This window comes from Pseudomonas fluorescens (assembly GCF_041354075.1).
Classification (GTDB): Bacteria; Pseudomonadota; Gammaproteobacteria; order Pseudomonadales; family Pseudomonadaceae; genus Aquipseudomonas; species Aquipseudomonas fluorescens_CE.
Genome location: NZ_JARZGC010000002.1, coordinates 395216 through 413275 on the forward strand (window position 1 = coordinate 395216; position 18060 = coordinate 413275).

The 18060-nt window shown below is 63.6% G+C and carries 11 protein-coding genes and 2 pseudogenes; 8 read left to right on the forward strand and 5 right to left on the reverse strand.

Annotation, left to right across the window (positions count from 1 at the left end):
* Positions 1-3 precede the first annotated feature (3 nt).
* From QIW53_RS04115 to QIW53_RS04145, 7 genes are all read left to right on the forward strand, one after another.
* Positions 4-1902, forward strand: a complete 1899-nt coding sequence (locus QIW53_RS04115; protein ID WP_192303818.1) for a TRAP transporter large permease — start codon at positions 4-6, stop codon at positions 1900-1902.
* A 28-nt stretch (positions 1903-1930) separates the two neighbouring features.
* On the forward strand, positions 1931-2389 hold the full coding sequence (locus QIW53_RS04120; RefSeq protein WP_371048407.1) for a thioesterase family protein: 459 nt from the start codon (positions 1931-1933) through the stop codon (positions 2387-2389).
* A 14-nt stretch (positions 2390-2403) separates the two neighbouring features.
* Positions 2404-3363: an amidohydrolase family protein gene (locus QIW53_RS04125; RefSeq protein WP_371048408.1), complete on the forward strand. Its 960-nt coding sequence runs from the start codon at positions 2404-2406 to the stop codon at positions 3361-3363.
* On the forward strand, positions 3356-4315 hold the full coding sequence (locus QIW53_RS04130) for an amidohydrolase family protein (protein ID WP_371048409.1): 960 nt from the start codon (positions 3356-3358) through the stop codon (positions 4313-4315). Before QIW53_RS04125 ends, QIW53_RS04130 begins: the two co-directional genes overlap by 8 nt.
* A gap of 31 nt (positions 4316-4346) precedes the next feature.
* A complete protein-coding gene (locus QIW53_RS04135) occupies positions 4347-5924 on the forward strand; it encodes an aldehyde dehydrogenase (NADP(+)) (protein WP_371048410.1) in 1578 nt (525 codons plus the stop codon).
* 129 nt (positions 5925-6053) lie between these two features.
* The gene (locus tag QIW53_RS04140; protein WP_371048411.1) at positions 6054-6626 is read left to right on the forward strand and encodes a PPC domain-containing DNA-binding protein; all 573 of its coding nucleotides are present in this window, start codon (positions 6054-6056) and stop codon (positions 6624-6626) included.
* A gap of 86 nt (positions 6627-6712) precedes the next feature.
* On the forward strand, positions 6713-8020 hold the full coding sequence (locus tag QIW53_RS04145; protein ID WP_371048412.1) for an OprD family porin: 1308 nt from the start codon (positions 6713-6715) through the stop codon (positions 8018-8020).
* A 45-nt stretch (positions 8021-8065) separates the two neighbouring features.
* Here QIW53_RS04145 and QIW53_RS04150 read toward each other — a convergent pair.
* A pseudogene (locus tag QIW53_RS04150) lies at positions 8066-8602 on the reverse strand (methyl-accepting chemotaxis protein); the annotation flags it as partial.
* A gap of 324 nt (positions 8603-8926) precedes the next feature.
* Positions 8927-10048: pseudogene (locus QIW53_RS04155) on the reverse strand (PDC sensor domain-containing protein); the annotation flags it as partial.
* A 436-nt stretch (positions 10049-10484) separates the two neighbouring features.
* On the opposite strand from QIW53_RS04155, the gene katG reads away from it, so the two are divergent.
* Positions 10485-12749, forward strand: a complete 2265-nt coding sequence (gene katG, locus QIW53_RS04160; protein ID WP_371048413.1) for a catalase/peroxidase HPI — start codon at positions 10485-10487, stop codon at positions 12747-12749.
* A 351-nt stretch (positions 12750-13100) separates the two neighbouring features.
* Here katG and QIW53_RS04165 read toward each other — a convergent pair whose 3' ends face one another.
* The 3 genes from QIW53_RS04165 to QIW53_RS04175 all read right to left on the reverse strand — a co-directional run bounded on the left by QIW53_RS04165 (position 13101) and on the right by QIW53_RS04175 (position 17919).
* Positions 13101-14891, reverse strand: a complete 1791-nt coding sequence (locus tag QIW53_RS04165) for a thiamine pyrophosphate-requiring protein (RefSeq protein ID WP_371048414.1) — start codon at positions 14889-14891, stop codon at positions 13101-13103.
* A 114-nt stretch (positions 14892-15005) separates the two neighbouring features.
* Complete coding sequence (gene treS / locus QIW53_RS04170) at positions 15006-17072, reverse strand: maltose alpha-D-glucosyltransferase (protein ID WP_371048415.1); 2067 nt, start codon at positions 17070-17072, stop codon at positions 15006-15008.
* Between the two features lie 97 nt (positions 17073-17169).
* A complete protein-coding gene (locus QIW53_RS04175) occupies positions 17170-17919 on the reverse strand; it encodes an EAL domain-containing protein (protein ID WP_371048416.1) in 750 nt (249 codons plus the stop codon).
* Positions 17920-18060 lie beyond the last annotated feature (141 nt).

Here is an 18060-nt window from a genome sequence, read left to right on the forward strand (position 1 = left end):
GTCATGAAAAACGAGATACCAATGACGGACGTTCCCCCTGCTGAAGGACTCAGCCCGCGCCAGGCCACCTTTCGCCTGGGTCGCGCACTCGATACCGGCCTGCGCTGGCTGACCGAAGGCAGCGCGGCGTTGCTGGTGGTGATCGAAGTCGCCCTGCTGTTCTGCAACGTCTTTTCGCGCTACGTGCTCAACCAGCCGATCGTCTGGGGTGACGAACTGGCTTCGCTGCTGTTCCTGTGGCTGGCGATGCTCGGCTCGGTGGTGGCGATGCGGCGCGGCGAGCACATGCGTCTGACCTCGTTCATCGCGCGGCTCTCAGTGGAAAAACGCGAATTCGTCGACACCCTCGGCGCGGTGATCGTCATCACCTTCATCGGGCTGCTGTTCACTCCTGCCTGGGAGTACGTCACCGACGAATGGATCATCACCACCGCCGCCCTGGAAATCCCCAATGCGTTTCGCGTATCGGCCATTGCCGTCGGCCTGAGCCTGATGCTGATGACCTGCGTCGCCCGCCTGCTGACGCGGGCGCGGTTGATCGACTTTTCGGTGTCGGTGGCGATGCTCGCGTCCCTGGGAGCGCTGTTGTGGGTCGGCGAAAGCTCGATGCTGTTGATGGGCAACTGGAACCTGGTGATTTTCTTCATGATCGGGGTGATGGCGATGATCGTTATCGGCGTGCCGATCATGGTCGCGTTCGGCCTGGCGACGGTGGCGTACCTGTCGAGCATGACCAGCACACCACTGACCCTGGTGGTGGGGCGGATGGACGAAGGCATGGCCAGCCTTATTCTGCTGGCCATCCCGCTGTTCGTGTTCCTCGGCGCGCTGATCGAGGCCATGGGCATGGCGCGGGCGATGATTCGCTTCCTGTGCTCGTTGATCGGCCACGTGCGTGGCGGCCTGTCGTACGTGCTGATCGGCGCGATTTACCTGATCTCGGGCATTTCCGGCTCGAAAGCGGCGGACATGGCGGCCATCGCCCCGGCGCTGTTTCCGGAAATGAAGAAGCGTGGCGAAGATGAAAACGAACTGGTGGCGATGCTCAACGCCTCCGGCGCCATGTCGGAAACCATCCCGCCAAGCCTGGTGCTGATCACCATCGGCTCGGTGACCGGCGTGTCGATTTCCGCACTGTTCACCGGCGGCTTCATGCCGGCGGTGGTCGGGGCGATTGCCATGGCGGCGGTGATCTGGTGGAAGAACCGCAAGGGCCAGGCGTCCAAGGGCAAACGCGCGTCGGGCAAGGAAATCGGCCACTCGCTGCTGCTGGCCGTGCCCGCACTGGCCCTGCCCTTCGTGATCCGCACGGCGGTGGTCGAAGGCGTGGCCACCGCCACCGAAGTCGCGGCCATCGGCGTGGCCTACACCTTCATCGTCGGCCTGCTGTGCTACCGCTGCTTCGACTGGCGCCGGCTGTACCCGATCCTGGTCAGCACCGCGTCGCTGTCCGGGGCGATCCTGATCATCATCGGCAGCGCCACGGCCATGGCCTGGGCTCTGACCCAGTCGGGCTTCTCGCACCAACTGGCGCAAGTCATGGCCACGGTGCCCGGCGGCGCCATGGGCTTCCTGATCATTTCCGCAGTGGCCTTCATCCTGCTCGGCAGTTTCCTGGAAGGCATCCCGGCCATTGTGCTGTTCGGCCCGTTGTTGTTTCCGATTGCCAAGACCCTGGGCATCAACGATGTGCACTACGCGATGGTGGCGATCTTCGCCATGGGCCTGGGCCTGTTCGCGCCGCCGTTCGGCGTGGGCTTCTATGCCGCATGCGCCATTGCCAAGGTCGACCCCAGCGGCGCCATGCGGAGGGTCTGGCCGTACCTCGGTGCGCTGGTAGTCGCCCTCGGGGTGCTGATCGCCGTGCCGTGGATCTCCATCGGTTTCCTGCCCAACAAGTGATTTCGACCACTCAACCACGAGGTTTTCCATGAATTTCTCCACACTCCAGACCGGCACGGCCACCGAGCGCCGACTGACCGTCGACACACCGCGCACCATCTCGTTTCTTGGCGAGGACCTGCGCATCTACGCCACGCCAAGACTGGTGGACGACATCGAACAGACCTGCCTCGACTACCTGCTGACCTTCCTCGACGAAGGCGAGAACACCGTCGGCGCAGCGGTCGATATCCGCCACGTCGGCGCTACGCTGTTGGGCATGTCGGTGAGCATCATCGCCACTGTCACCCGCATCGAAGGTCGCAGCGTCACCTTCAACGTCGAAGTGCGCGATGAGGTCGAACTGGTCGCCACCGCCTCGCACACCCGGGTCGTGGTCAACGTCGCCAAGCTGCGCGGTCGCGTCCAGGCCAAGGCCGACGCGGCGGCGGCGGGCGAAGTCGAGGACGGCGTGCTCAGCCCCTCGCAATTCGCCGCGTCGCGCTGAGCCGGGCTGCCGCCATGATCACGCTCCATGAACGCAACGGTATGCCCAGCCTGGCCACCGAGGATGCGCTGCCGTTGATCGACGCTCATCACCACCTCTGGGACCTGGGCAACGGCCGCTATCCCTGGCTGCAGGAGGAATACCACGAGGGCTTTTTCCTCGGGGACTATCACCACCTCTGCCAGGATTTCCTGCCTGAACATTTTCTCGCCCTGACCCAGCGCCAGCGCCTGGTCGGCACGGTGCACGTCGAAGCCGAGCGTGCCCGTGACGAACAACTTGCCGAGACCCGCTGGCTCGAGCAGGTGCAGGCCCGCTTCGGGTTCCCGAACGCGATCGTCGCACACGCCTGGTTCGATCGCGAGGACAGCGCCGACATCCTCGCGGCCCAGGCCGCCCGCCCGCTGGTCAGGGGCATCCGCTCGAAACCGGTGACCTCGGCGTCGCCGCACGTGAGTGTCACCGGGGGCCGAGGCACCATGCAAGACCCGCGCTGGCTCGAAGGGTTTGCGCGGCTGGCCGATCATGATCTGTCGTGGGACCTGCGGGTGCCGCCCTGGCACCTGGTCGAGGCCGCCGAGGTGGCGGCGATGTTTCCCCGGATTCAAATCGCCCTCAATCACACCGGTTTTGCCTGGGACCGCAGCCCCGAGGGCATGGCCCGCTGGCGCAAAGGTCTGGAGGCACTGGCCTTGCAGCCCAACGTACATATCAAGCTGTCGGAGTTCGGGCTCAAGGATTCACCCTGGCACTACGAGGACAACCGGTTGGTGGTGCTGACCGCGCTGGAGATTTTCGGTGCCGGGCGCTGCATGTTCGCCAGCAATTTTCCGGTGGCCGGGTTGCGCGCTTCCTACGACACGATTGCCGATGGCGTGGCCAGGATGCTCGCGCCCATGGGCCGCGCCGTGCAGGAAGCCGTGTTCGCCGGCAACGCCCGGCGCTTCTATCGGTTGGAGCCAGACCATGAATGACCTTGCAGCCATCGACTGGCGCGCGCGTTTTCTCGCCAGCGGCGACGACGCGGACCTGCCCATCATCGACGCGCACCAGCATTACTTCGACGTCGAAAACCATTACTACCCCTGGTTGAACGACCGCCCGTTGCGGCCCTTCCGCTATGGCGATTACTCATCGATCTGCCGCAATTTCCTGCCAGCGGACTATCGGCGCGTGGCCGGCCATCATCGGGTGGTACAGACGGTGGTCATCGAAGGCGAGTGGGACCCGGCGACCCCGGCTGCTGAAGTGACCTTCGTCGACGCCCTGGCGCAGGAGGAAGCCAGCATTGGGGCCATGGTGGCGCAGGCCTGGCTTGATCGCGAAGACATCGGCGAGCTGCTGCGCCTGTATGGCGCTCACCCGTTGGTGCGGGGCATTCGCCACAAGCCGTCGGTGACCACCCGCGAGCACTGGCGGGCAGGCTTCATCGCTGCCGGTTCCATGCGTGATCCGCGCTGGCGCGAAGGTTATGCGCAACTGGCGCGGCACGGGCTGCACTTCGAGTTGCAGGCACCGTGGTGGCACCTGCCGGAAGCGGCCGAACTGGCGCGGGATTTTCCCGACGTGCCAATGGTGGTCAATCACACCGCCCTGCCGGCCGACCGTTCCGAAGCCGGCCTGGCCGGTTGGCGCGACAACCTGGCGCTGCTGGCGCGGGAGGCGAATGTCGTACTGAAGATTTCCGGCATCTGCATCCCCGGCCAGGCGTGGCCCGTCGCAGCGAACGCCAGAGTGGTCGACGACGCGATCTCGATCTTCGACGTCAGCCGCTGCGCCTTCGCCAGCAACTACCCGGTCGATGGCGTGGTGAACAGCCTCAGCGAGGTGTTCGACGGTTTCAAACACCTCGTCAGGTCCCGTCCCCGCAGCGATCGGCTGGCCCTCTTCCATGACAACGCCCGGCGCATCTACCGGCTCGCTTGAGCCGACCTGCAGCCTTTATCAGGAGTCCAACATGTTTGAAGTTTCCGGCCACAACTACATCGCCGGCGCCCGTTCGGCCAAGGGCGCCCATACCCTGCAAAGCCACGATGCCAGCACTGGCGAAGCCCTGCCCTATCGCTTCCATCAGGCAACGAACGAGGAAGTGAACGCCGCAGCCGAAGCTGCCGCGGTGGCTTATCCGATTTACCGGAATTTTTCCGCCGAGCGCCGTGCCGGCTTCCTCGACGCCATCGCTGCCGAGCTGGACGCCCTCGACGAATCGTTCATCCAGCTGGTGTGCCAGGAAACCGCCCTGCCCGTCGGGCGTATCCAGGGTGAACGGGCCCGCACCAGCGGCCAGATGCGCCTGTTCGCAACCATGCTGCGTCGGGGTGATTTCTACGCTGCACGCATCGACCGCGCGCTGCCGGAGCGGCAACCCTTGCCTCGCCCGGACCTGCGCCAGTACCGCACGGGCCTCGGTCCGGTCGCGGTGTTCGGCGCCAGCAACTTCCCGCTGGCCTTCTCCACCGCCGGTGGTGACACTGCCTCGGCCCTCGCCGCTGGCTGCCCGGTGGTGTTCAAGGCCCACAGCGGGCACATGGCGACGGCCGATTACGTCGCCGATGCGATTACCCGCGCCGCGCAAAAAACCGGTATGCCCAACGGCGTGTTCAGCCTGCTCTACGGCAGCGTCGGTGAGGCGCTGGTCAAGCATCCGGCGATCCAGGCGGTCGGTTTCACCGGTTCGCTGCGCGGCGGCCGGGCCTTGTGCGACATGGCCGCAGCCCGAGCGCAACCGATCCCGGTGTTCGCCGAGATGAGCAGCATCAACCCGGTGCTGCTGATGCCCGCCGCGTTGAACGCCCGCGCCGAGCAGATCGCCGCAGAACTGAGCGCATCGGTGGTGTTGGGCGCGGGCCAGTTCTGCACCAACCCCGGTCTGGTGCTGGGCATTCGCTCGCCGCAGTTCACCGGTTTTTTGCAACGCTTGAGCACGTTGTTCGATCAACAACCGGCGCAGACCATGCTCAACGCCGGTGCCCTGAACAGTTATTGCCAGGGTCTGGAGCACCTGCACGCGCACCCCGGCATCACCCACCTGGCCGGCAACCCACAGCAGGGCAATCAGGCACGGGCGCAGTTGTTCAAGGCCGATGTCAGCCTGTTGATCAACGGCGATGAGCGACTTCAGGAAGAGGTGTTCGGCCCGACCACCCTGGTCGTCGAAGTCGCCGACCACGCCGAACTGCTCCAGGCCTTGCACGGCTTGCGCGGCCAGTTGACCGCCACGCTGATTGCCGAAGACGCTGACCTGGCCGGCCTGGACCCGATCCTGTCACTGCTGGAACAGAAGGTCGGGCGCGTGCTGTTCAACGGTTACCCCACCGGCGTGGAAGTCTGCGATGCCATGGTGCATGGCGGGCCCTACCCGGCCACCTCGGATGCACGCGGCACCTCGGTCGGCACCCTGGCGATCGACCGTTTCCTGCGCCCGGTGTGTTTCCAGAACTGCCCCGACAGCCTGTTGCCCGACGCCCTGAAAAACGCCAATCCGCTGGGCATCGCCCGGCTGGTCGATGGCGTCAGTCACCGCCAGGCGCTGTAACCCGCCGCCCATTTCAATCCACATCCGCGCGCCTGTCGAGTGACAGGCGCCGGGTTCGCTCGCCCTGAAAACAGGGTTCTGCACCGCTCCACCGCTGTCACCCACAACAACAAAAACCGAGGAAGTCCCATGCACGTTCAACGTCACCCGCAACATCGCCTGTGCAAACTGATGCTCGCCATGACCGCCGCCTGGCTGCTCGGCACGACCGGCACCCCGCAGGCCCTGGCCGAAACCACACCCGCCGCGACGACACCGCCCATGCAATGTGCCACCCCAACCACACCACGCTACACCAAGACTCCCACCGGTTACCTGATGGTGCTGCGCATGGGTGACAACGCCTTCAAGGAGCTGACCAAACTGGCCATCGCCGAAAAGATCCCCAGCGCCTCGATCAGCGGGATCGGCTTCGGCAACGTCAAGTTCGGGTTCTGGAACAAAGACAAGAAAGACTTCGACCCAAAAGTCCTGAACAACGTCGAGATGGCCAGCATCACCGGCTCGCTGGCCTGGAAAAACGATCAGCCGTCGATCCACATGCACGGTGTCGCCGGCGATGCCACGTTTCAGGCCTACGGTGGCCACATCCTCGATTTCGAGGTGACCACCGGCTCGATGGAGATCACCGTGATCGTCCACCCGCGTCGCCTGGAACGCGGCATTGATCCGTGCATCGGCGCCAACGTGCTGGGGATCTGAGCCGAACACCTCGCTCCCGCCGTCCGCGCATCGGCCGGAGGGAGTCACCCTCGCGAATCCAACTACAAGAAAATGGGGCGTTTTACATGAGCAGCAAGTACACCGTTATCACCCTGGCTTTGGGCGCCATGACCTTCGGCAGCCAGGCGCACGCGGACTTTTTGCGCGACAGCAAGGTGACACTGGGGCTGAAAAATTTCTACTTCAACAACGACAACCGCGACGGGACGGCGGTGCCGTCGAAAACCGAAGAATGGGCCCAGGGATTCCTGCTGGATTTCAAGTCGGGCTACACCGACGGCATGATCGGTTTTGGCGTCGATGCGCTGGGGCTGATGGGCGTGACCCTGGACAGCGGCAAGGGGCGCCATGTCGGCAGCAGCATGATCCCATCGGACAGCGACGACAGCGCCGTGGATGAGTGGAGCCGCCTGGGCCTGACCGGCAAGGTCAGGGTGTCGAAAACCGAGCTGCGCCTGGGTACGCTGATGCCGAAACTGCCGATTCTGGTGGCCAACGACGGCCGCCTGCTGCCCCAGACGTTCGAGGGTGGGCAGATCACCTCCAGCGAGTTCAAGGACCTGACCCTCATCGGCGGGCGCATCGAACACGCCACCGGCCGCGGTTCCAGCGACCAGACGGGCCTGGCGGCGACCGGAGGCACCCGGGAAAGCAACGCGTTCGATTTTGCCGGTGGCGACTGGAAAATCACCCGCGACCTGACTGCCCAGTATTACTACGCCCACCTGGACGACTACTACAGCCAGCAGTTTTTCGGCCTGCTGCACACATGGACGATCACGGACAATCAATCGCTGAAAACCGACCTGCGCTACTTCAAGACCGATTCGTCCGGCAAGAACGGTTCGGGCACCTCGGGCTACCGGATCAGCGGCTATACCGACGGCAATGATGGCGAAATCGACAACCGCACCTGGAGCGCCGCGTTGATTTACAGTCTCGGCGCCCATGCTTTCACCGCAGGCTACCAGAGCGTGTCCAGCGGCAGCGGCTTCACACAACTCAACCAGGGCGGCCTGCCGGACAAGGGCGCTGGCGGTGTCAGTCTTTACCTGTATACCGATCGCCTGATCCAGACCTTCACCCGCGCCGGCGAGCGCACCGCGTTCGGCCAGTATGCGTATGACTTTGCAGCGCTTGGCGTGCCGGGTTTGAAGGCATCCGTCATTTACCTCAGCGGCGACAACATCAAGACCGCCACGGGCAACACCCAGAAGGAGTGGGAGCGCGACTTCAGCCTGGACTACACGGTCCAGTCGGGTGCACTCAAGGGGGTGGGGCTTGGCTGGCGCAATGGCCAGTCCAACAGCGAGGCGAGCCGCAACCAGGAGCAGAATCGCCTGATCGTCAGCTACAGCATCCCGCTGATGTGACAGCAGAGAACGGAGGCGGCGGCCGACGCAACCTCCGTCCTCGACTCAATCCTTGAACTGGGTCAGTTGCTGGTTCAAGGAACCCGCCTGATCGCGCAATTGCAGCGACTGATCGAGCAGGCTGCGGATCGCCTGGTCGTTCTGCTCGGAAATCCGGCTGACGCCCTGGATGGCCACCGACAGTTGCTCACCCGTCGCCGCCTGGCTTTGGGTCTGGCGCGCCACTTCGCTGATGCGCGTCAGGATGTCCTGGGCATGCTGGCGAATCTGCTCGACACCCTGGGCCGAGGTGGTCAACTGCACCACCCCTTCACGCACCGCTTCGCCGACCTGCTGGACGTTGGCCACCGTGTTGCGCACGTCCGAACCGATGGCCCCGATCATCTCGCCGATTTCGCCGGTCGAACGGCTGGTGCGTTCCGCCAGTTGTCGCACTTCGTCGGCCACCACCGCGAACCCGCGCCCCTGCTCCCCTGCCCGCGCCGCTTCAATCGCCGCGTTGAGCGCCAGCAGGTTGGTCTGATCGGCGATGCTGCGGATCACCGCGATGATCCCGGCAATCTGCTGCGAGCGTTTTTCCAGGTCGCCCACCGTGTCGGCAACGACGTCCATGGTCTGGTCGATGTGGGTGATACCCGCCAGTGTCTGGCTCATGTCGCCTGAGATGTTCTGGGTCAGCTTCTCGGTGTTGCGCGCCAGTTGCTCCACGTCTTCGGCCTGTTGCGACATCTCGGTGACCGAGTGCGCCAGCGCGGTGACGCCGCTGGCCATTTCTTCGGTGGCCGTATGTTGTGACGTCGCCCGTTCGGCCACTGCCTGGGTGGTCTCGCCCAGGTGATTGGATATCTGGATCAAAGCCCCGCTGCTGTGACGGATCGAACCCACCAGATCGCCCAGGCGCTGGATGAACTGGTTGAACGCGCCAGCCAGCTTGCCGGTTTCATCGCCGCTGCGTTGCTCGAAACGCAAGCCCAACTCGCCGCCCCAGGCCTGGATGCCGGTGGTCAGGCCCGACAACGGACGGATCTGCCACGCCAGCAGATGCCACAGCACAATGGCCAGCACCAGCAGCGCCACCAACCCGATGATGACCGCCGTCCAGAGGAACTGATTGATCCCGGCCATGGCTTCGGCCAGCGGGTACGCCACCATCAACGCCCAGGTGTTGGGCGCCTTGCCGATCTGCACCGGTTGCAGCATGTAGCTCCAGCCGTCGCGCTGGAAGCTGTAGGGCTTGCCCGCCTTGATCGCTTCCCTGGCCGCGGGTGGCAGGTCGTCGGCCGGCTCGCCCAGGCGTTTGTCATCCGGGTGGCTCGCATACAGGCCATTGCTGGAGATCAGGGCGCCGTAACCTTTGTAGGCGTCAATCTTCGACAGTTGTCGCTTGATGCTTTCCAGCGGGATATCGACCCCCGCCACGCCCACGGCTTTACCGCCTTGCAACAGCGGCGCCATGATCGACACCAGCAGGGTTTTCTGACCATTGCCCGTGCTGTAGGCATAGGGCTCGGACGCCCACGGCTGGCCGCTTTTCAGCGGCCGGTAGTAATACTGGTTATCCGCACTCTCCGGGACGTAACCGACCAGCACTTCCGATTTCACCGAACCGCTGCCACGGTTCCAATAGGTCAGGAACCGTCCGCTGGCATCGTGGTTGGGCTGGTTGACGAAGTCACTGTCCTTGCCGTCGAACGCGTTGGGTTCCCAGTATTGGCCCAGGCCGAGCAACTGCGGGTTGGCCTCGAGCAATTGACGCGTCACGGCATCGGCGGTCTTACGTTCGACCTGCTGTTGCTGAAGAGCCGTCGCGGCGCTGGCCAGGGATTGGGCAACGGTAAAGCCGACACCCAGTTCAACTTCAACTTCCTTGGCATTGGCCTTGACGATGGTGTCGACCAGTGCGGACGTTTCCTTGACCGAGGAACCGTAGGCGATGTAAGCGATGGAGCCCAGCAGCAGGGCCATGACGACGACGGTCCCGATCAGGGCCGTCCAGAACAACTTGAAGTGCAGGGAGCGATTAGGCATGGACAATCTCAAGTAAACCCAGTGTCAACCAGCAGGGAACGTTCAGCGCTGTGCACGCGATCCGACTGGCATATTTTTATGATTGATATTATTTGGCCACTATAAAGAACACCACTGCCAAAAGCGCGTTATCTCAAGGTATTAGAAGAAAGATTCTCTCTATGGCCTCGCAATACTGGGGCTATTAGCTGACTCCCCCGCTCGGGTCTACCCTTAGTCTGCGCTGGCGCCATAAGCCGGCCGGATTAGCGCTGAAAAGGAGACAGGAATGAGCCCCAAGCCTGACTAGCCCACCGACCGCATCGGCCCTCGCCGTTGTTCCCACCTGCCTGTGTGGTCTCACTGCTGGCCTTGAAGCCTGTGGCCTCGATTCCGCTCGTCGCTGTTTAACGCCCACTTCGGGCGCCGGATGAACACGACCAAAGGTATCTCGCACATGGCAAACGAATCGAAATGTCCTTTCAACCACGCTGCTGGCGGTGGCACGACCAACCGCGACTGGTGGCCGAACCAGCTGAACCTGAAGATCCTGCACCAGCACTCGTCCCTGTCCGACCCCATGGACGAGGGTTTCGACTACGCCAAAGCCTTCAAGGAACTTGACTTCGCGGCGGTCAAGCGCGACCTGACGGCACTGATGACCGACTCGCAAGACTGGTGGCCCGCCGACTTCGGCCATTACGGGCCCCTGTTCGTGCGCATGGCCTGGCACGCGGCCGGCACCTACCGCACCGGTGATGGACGGGGCGGTGCCGGTTCCGGCCAGCAACGCTTCGCCCCGCTCAACAGCTGGCCCGACAACGTCAGCCTCGACAAGGCGCGCCGGCTGCTCTGGCCGGTCAAGCAGAAATACGGCCGCAACCTGTCCTGGGCCGACCTGATCGTCCTGACCGGCAACGTCGCCCTGGAATCCATGGGCTTCAAGACCTTCGGCTTTTCCGGTGGGCGAGCCGATGTCTGGGAACCGGACGAAGACGTTTACTGGGGCTCGGAGAATACCTGGCTGGGTGGCGACGTGCGTTACGACAAGGCGCAGAAACCCGTGCAGGCGCCGGGTGATGTGCCCCTGGTGGCCGAGCCCGGCAGAAACGAAGACAGCCGCACCGACCATGGGCGCAACCTGGAAAACCCGCTGGCCGCCGTGCAGATGGGCCTGATCTACGTCAACCCCGAAGGCCCCGAGGGCAACCCCGATCCGGTGGCGTCGGCCCTGGACATCCGTGAAACCTTCGGCCGCATGGCCATGAACGACGAGGAAACCGTGGCCTTGATCGCCGGGGGGCACGCCTTCGGTAAAACCCACGGCGCGGGGCCTGCCGACAATGTCGGCCCCGAACCGGAAGCGGCGGGCCTCGAGCAACAGGGTCTGGGCTGGAAAAACAGTTTCGGCACCGGCAAGGGGCCGGACACCATCACCAGCGGCCTGGAGGTGACCTGGACCACCACGCCAACGCGATGGAGCAACAACTATTTCGAAAACCTGTTCGGTTTCGAGTGGGAGCTGACCAAAAGCCCGGCGGGTGCCCACCAGTGGATCCCGAAAGACGGGGCCGGCGCCGGGATGATTCCCGATGCCCACGACCCGTCCAAACGCCACACGCCACGGATGCTCACTTCCGACCTGGCGCTGCGTTTCGACCCGATCTACGAGCCGATTTCCCGCCGCTTCCTGGAGAACCCCGATCAGCTCGCCGATGCCTTCGCCCGCGCCTGGTTCAAGTTGATCCACCGCGACATGGGCCCGCTCTCGCGTTACCTGGGCCCGGAACTGCCCAATGAAGAATTGCTCTGGCAGGATCCGATTCCCAAGGTCGACCATGCACTGGTCAACGACGCCGACGTGGCTGCGCTGAAGAGTAAAATCCTCGCGTCCGGCCTGAGTGTGTCGCAGCTGGTCTCGACGGCCTGGGCGGCAGCTTCGACTTTCCGTGGCTCCGACAAACGCGGCGGTGCCAATGGCGGCCGCCTGCGCCTGGCCCCGCAGAAATTCTGGCAGGCCAACCAGCCTGAGCAATTGGCCGGCGTGTTGGCGAAACTCGAAGGCATCCAGGGCGAATTCAACGGTGCGCAAGGCGGCGGCAAGAAAATCTCGCTGGCTGACCTGATCGTGCTGGCGGGCAGCGCCGGTGTCGAACAGGCGGCGAAAAACGCCGGGCACAACGTGACGGTGCCCTTTACCCCGGGGCGGATGGACGCTTCCCAGGAGCAGACCGACGTCGAATCCTTTGGCTTCCTGGAACCGATTGCCGACGGCTTCCGCAATTACACCAAGGCCCGCTACAGCGTTGCGCCCGAGCATTTACTGATCGACAAGGCGCAGCAACTGACCCTCAGCGCACCGGAGATGACCGCACTGATCGGCGGGCTTCGGGTATTGGACACCAACGCCGGACAAAGCCGTCATGGCGTGTTCACCACCGAGAAGGAGAAACTGACCAACGACTTCTTCAAGAACCTGCTGGACATGGGCGTGGAATGGAAACCCACCTCGGACACCAACGAAACCTTCGAAGGACGGGATCGCAAAACCGGCCAGGTGAAATGGACCGGCACGCGAGTCGACCTGGTCTTCGGCTCCCACGCGCAGTTGCGTGCGCTGGCCGAGGTCTATGCCAGCAGCGATTCGAGGGAGAAATTCGTCAAGGACTTCGTCGCGGCCTGGACCAAGGTGATGAACCTGGATCGGTTTGACCTGAAATAACGCCGCAATCTCCTGTAGGAGCGAGCATGCTCGCGATGAAAGCAGCAGCACCGCGGGCAGTCAGAATGCCCTCGTCATCGTTCGCGACCATCGCGAGCATGCTCGCTCCTACAGGGCACGCAGCGCTGCAATCAAACCGGCGAAATGGTCGCCAGCGCACCGATCAACAGGGTCAACACCAGAAATCCACCGAGAAACAGAGACATCTTGGCCATGGGGGGCCTCCTGGAAATGCACACTCAGTGCAATGGCTGAATCGTGGCTCCATTGTGATCCGCTGCGCCTGTACATAACAGGCGCAGATTCCACGATAAAATACGGATCAGATTGCACCCAGACCGCTTCGCTGCGCTACTTCTTGCCTCCGGGCAGCACCGAGCTCAACACCTGCTTGGCGGTCTGCACGATGATGCCGGCCTGGTCCGGATCGCCCTGAAGCAAGGTCGAGGCGAACTTCTTCGCCTGCTCCAGCTTGATGTGCGGCGGCAGCGGCGGGACGTTGGGGTCCGTCTTGAATTCGATCACCACCGGTACCTCCGACGCCAGCGCCTGTTCCCAGGCCGCTGCCACGTCCTCTTCACGATCGACAAAAATGCCCTTGAGCCCGATGGAGATGGCGAACAGGTGGTACGGCACGTCGGGAATGTTCTGCGAGGCCTCGAACTTGGGATCGCCTTCCATCACGCGTTGCTCCCAGGTGACCTGGTTGAGGTCCTCGTTGTTGAACACCGCACAGATCCATTTCGGGCTCTGCCACTGCTTCCAGTATTTGGCGACGGTGATCAGCTCGGCCATGTTGCTCATCTGCATCGCGCCATCGCCCACCAGCGCAATCACCGGACGCTGCGGGTAGGCAAACTTGGCGGCAATCGCGTAAGGCACTGCGGCGCCCATGGACGCCAACCCGCCGGAGAGTGAACATTTCATGCCGCGACGCACTTGCAGATCCCGGGCGTACCAGTTGGCGCAGGAGCCCGAATCGCAGGTGATGATGGCCTGCTCCGGCACACGTGGTGACAACTCATGCACCACCCGTTGCGGGTTGATCGGGTCGGCCTTCATCAGCGCGCGTTTGTGCAGGGTCTTGTCCCAGGTGTTGCGCCAGCCTTCGACCTTCTTGCGCCATTTGCCGGAAGTCTTCGGCACCAGCAAGGGCGCCAGCGCCGCGAGTGTTTCGGCGGCGTCGCCCACCAGATTGACTTCCATGGGGTAGCGCAAGCTGAGCATGTCGGGCTGCAGGTCGATCTGTACACCCCGCGCCTGCCCTTCCTTGGGCAGGAATTCGGAATACGGAAAACCCGAACCGATCATCAGCAAGGTGTCGCATTCCATCATCAGCTTGTAGCTGGGCTCGGTGCCCAATAGGCCGATGCTGCCGGTAACCCAAGGCAGATCATCGGGCAATACCGCCTTGCCCAGCAGTGCCTTGGCCACGCCCGCGCCGAGCTTTTCCGCCACGGCGAACACCTGATCGGTGGCATTCAAGGCGCCGGCCCCCACCAGGATGGCCACCTTCTCACCGGCATTCAATACGTCGGCGGCGCGTTGCAGATCCGCCTCATAGGGCAGCACTTTCGGCTTGCTGTAACCGACACCGGAATGCACGGTGCCGTGCTCCCTGGCAGGTTCCTCGTACGGCAGCTCCTGCAGATCATTGGGCAGGATCAACGCGGTGACCCGGCGCTCGCCGACCGCCGTGCGCACCGCCCGGTCCACCAGGTGCCGAACCTGCGACGGTGCCGAGGCCTGCTGGACGAACGACCCGGCGACGTCCTTGAACATCGACAACAGGTCCAGCTCCTGTTGATAGTGCCCACCGAGCGCGGCACGGGCCTGTTGGCCGACAATCGCCAGCACGGGCATGTGATCCATTCGCGCGTCATAGAGCCCGGTGATCAGGTGCGAGGCGCCCGGGCCGGAAGTGGCAATGCAGACACCCAGTTCGCCGGTGAACTTGGCATGGGCCGAGGCCATGAAGGCGGCCATTTCCTCATGCCGCGCCTGAATGAATTCGATCTTGCCCTGGGCCCGACTCAGTGCACCGAAGACACCGTTGATGCCGTCCCCCGGGTAACCAAAAATTCGCGTCACGCCCCACTGGCTGAGTCGTTCAACCAGAAAATCTCCCACTGTCATCGTCATGTCGATCCTCGCCTTTCACCGGTGCTTCGAGCATTTGCGGGCGCCTGGGGGGCGCCCGGAAGGTGTAAGGGTCTGGACAGTGGCCTGGACGTCGAAGTTTCGATTGATTACCCGCTAGATCATCGGCGAGCTGCTGACCACCCGCAACGCCAGCCCCTCGTAGGCATCCAGGGTGATGGTGAAGTCGCCCTCGGGCGTGAGGTCGCCTTCGACCCGCTCGTTGATGATGTCGACCACCGGCCCCGGCGCAATGCTGGGCAGGTGCAGGGTTTCGGTGATGGCGCTCGCACTGAAGTTCAACGCGGTGATCTGCGTGCCTTTGCCGGCCGGCAGTTCGTGGACCATGATCAGCAGCCCTGGATGCTCGACGTCCGGGATCAGGATCTGGCGGCTGGCGGCAATGTCGTAGGCGCGCCGTGCCGCGAGGATGCGCTGGAGCTGCGAAGCAAAGGAATCGGGGTCCTGCAGTTGCTCGGGCAAGCTGGCGTACAAGGTCTTCGCGCGTGGCATCCCGCCTTCGGAACGCTCCGCCTGCGGATTGGAGTCCACCAGGTCGTAGGCGCCGCGATGAATCCAGCGGGTATCGCCATCGAGCATCAGGTCGGCCACCTGTTCGGCCGGCAGCGGCAACGCGCCTACCAGGTCCCAGCCGGACAAGGCGAATACACCGGGCTGCATCGCGTTGTACATCACCAGCAGCAGATGAATCTGGCGAATCTGCTGGACGTCCGCCGGGGTGATGGCCTCGAGGTCACGAATGCCCAGCGCGGCGGTGATGATGCTGGCGGTGGTGCAGGACACGCCGTTGGTGACGAATTTCAGGTTGTAGGGCGCATGCTCGCCCGACAGGCGCTCGTACATCTGCTCGCGGATGTGTTCACGCAGGATGTTGCCGGGGAAGGTCTGCCCCTGATAAAGAAAGGTGTCGTGAGCGTGCAGGGTCCAGAAATGCACCAGTTCCAGGGTCAACTCGTCGTGATTCTGCAACGCATGGATCAGCGATCCCGGGTCGATGCCCTGGGTGTGCATCTGCCGCAGCATCAGGCGCAGGAACTCGGCGTCGCCCATCAGCAGCGCGTGCTGGTAGGCCGGTCGGGTGATGAAGTCATAGGACAGGTCCGCCCCGCCGTGGGACATGGCGGCGATGTCGTCGACGGTCAGGTTCAGCTCCTGGAAGCTGAACCCGCCGGCCTTGCGAATCGCGCCAGCCAGCAACTGGTTGCCGGTGATCGACAGCGGATGGCTTTCGGACCAGGCCGTGCCATCGAGCTTGCGCTCCACACCGAGAAAGCCGTTGGCGTCCAGGCGCAGGATCTTCGCGCCCATGACGTCGATGGCGTGCAACGCGTCGCCGATGATCATCTGTTGTGCTGCGAAACTGGGGTCCAGCCAGTTCAGAGAGGGCTGGCCTTCCTTGAAATAATGCAGGTAGACCCAGCGCCGTGGTTTGCCATCGACGCCGATGACGATCGGCGTCGCGCTCCAGTCGGTTTCCTTGATCCCGGGCTCGAAGAAGATCACGCGCTGCAACTGGCCGACGATGTAATGCTTGTCACGCAACACATCGACCTGCTGCGGGCTGAGGTTTTGCGCGTCACGCCCCTCGGCCACCTCAGGCAGCAACGGCCAGTCTTCTTCGCGAATTTCCACCATGTGGTAGAGCCCCGGGTAGTCTTCGTACGCCATTTCGGCCAGGCGAAAATCCGCGCCCTTGCCGGTGTGCGACGGAATCACGTCGTCGACGATCACCGCATTGTGCGCCGCAGCCATGCGCGTCAACGCCTGGAGCTGGGCCTCGGTGCCCAGTTGCGGATCGATGTCGAAACTGATGCGGTCAAAGTTGCCGTCGATGGTCGGCGTGTGCCGGGTGCCGCGAAGGCCACCGGACTTTTTCAACGGCCCGTTGTGAATGCCCTGAATGCCGATTTTCGACAGCGCGTGCCATAGGGCTTCGTCGCCCAGCGCCTCGAGCACGCTGCCATTCTCGCGGGTGATGATGGACGCCGGGTACGCGGTGAACCACACCGAGGCCAGGGCCGAGGCATCACGGGGACGGGTCTGCGCGTAGGGCTGCTGCCACAAACGGCCCTGCCCGCTATACAGCCGGGCGCGCTGCCTGGCCATGTGCAGCATCGATTGCCCGACCAGCCAGTCCACGTGGTTTTTCTCCGCTGCCGTCATGCCCACCTCTCCTCTTGAATGCCCGCGCCCTGCTCCTGCAAGGCGTCGCTGGTTTTCATATGAGGCCTTGGCGGGGCATTCGTTGCATCCTGCTGCCTCAGGCAGGCCCCGGCCGCACCTGGCAGCGCTCGCCCAGCGCATCGATGCGCGGCCGCCCGAACAGGTAACCCTGCCCCCACTCGCTGCCACAAGCCGTGGCGAGGGCGCGGTCGGCTTCGGATTCGATCCCCTCGATGATCACGCAAGGCGCCAGCGTCTTGCACAGTTGCACCAGGTGGCCGAGGGTCTGGGCGTTGTTGGTCTCCAGGCGTGCGCGCTGCAAATAGCCCTGGTCGATCTTGACGATGTCCGGCCGGGTCTTGCGGATGAACTCCAGCGTCCCCAGGCCGGCCCCGAAATCATCGATGGCCACCCGGCAACCCAGTTCTCGCAGGCACAGGACAAACTCGATGGCCGCCGTGGTGCTTGGCGGTGTGGCGCTTTCGGTGATTTCGATCACCAGTCGCGCGGCCACCGAGGGTGTCTGGCGCAGTTGCGCGAGGACCGGCTGCCAGAAGTGGTCGATGATCGCGCTTTGCGCGGAGATGTTGCAGCCCAGTCGCAGGTGCTCGTTCTGCAGCAGACGGGCAATCACGCAGTCCACCACACGGCGGTCGAGTTCGCGCATCGATTGCAACTGCTCCAGCATGGCCAAGGGATAGACCCCCTCTCCCCGGGCATCGATATGCCGCAACAGCCCTTCCTGATACAGCACCCGATCGCTGTCGGGCAACCAGACCACTGGCTGGAACGCCAACACCAGTTTGCCCCGGGCCAGCTCGTTGTAGAAATTCTTGACTCTGTGCATGTCACATCCATAGACAAGACGGGGTCCTGCCGCCGATTGAAGTGGGCGCTCAACTGGCTTTATGCCACCACCTGCTGACTGGCGGCCATGATCGACGCTCCCCCAGCGCTCAGGAAGTGTTCCCGGATACCTTTCGCTTGT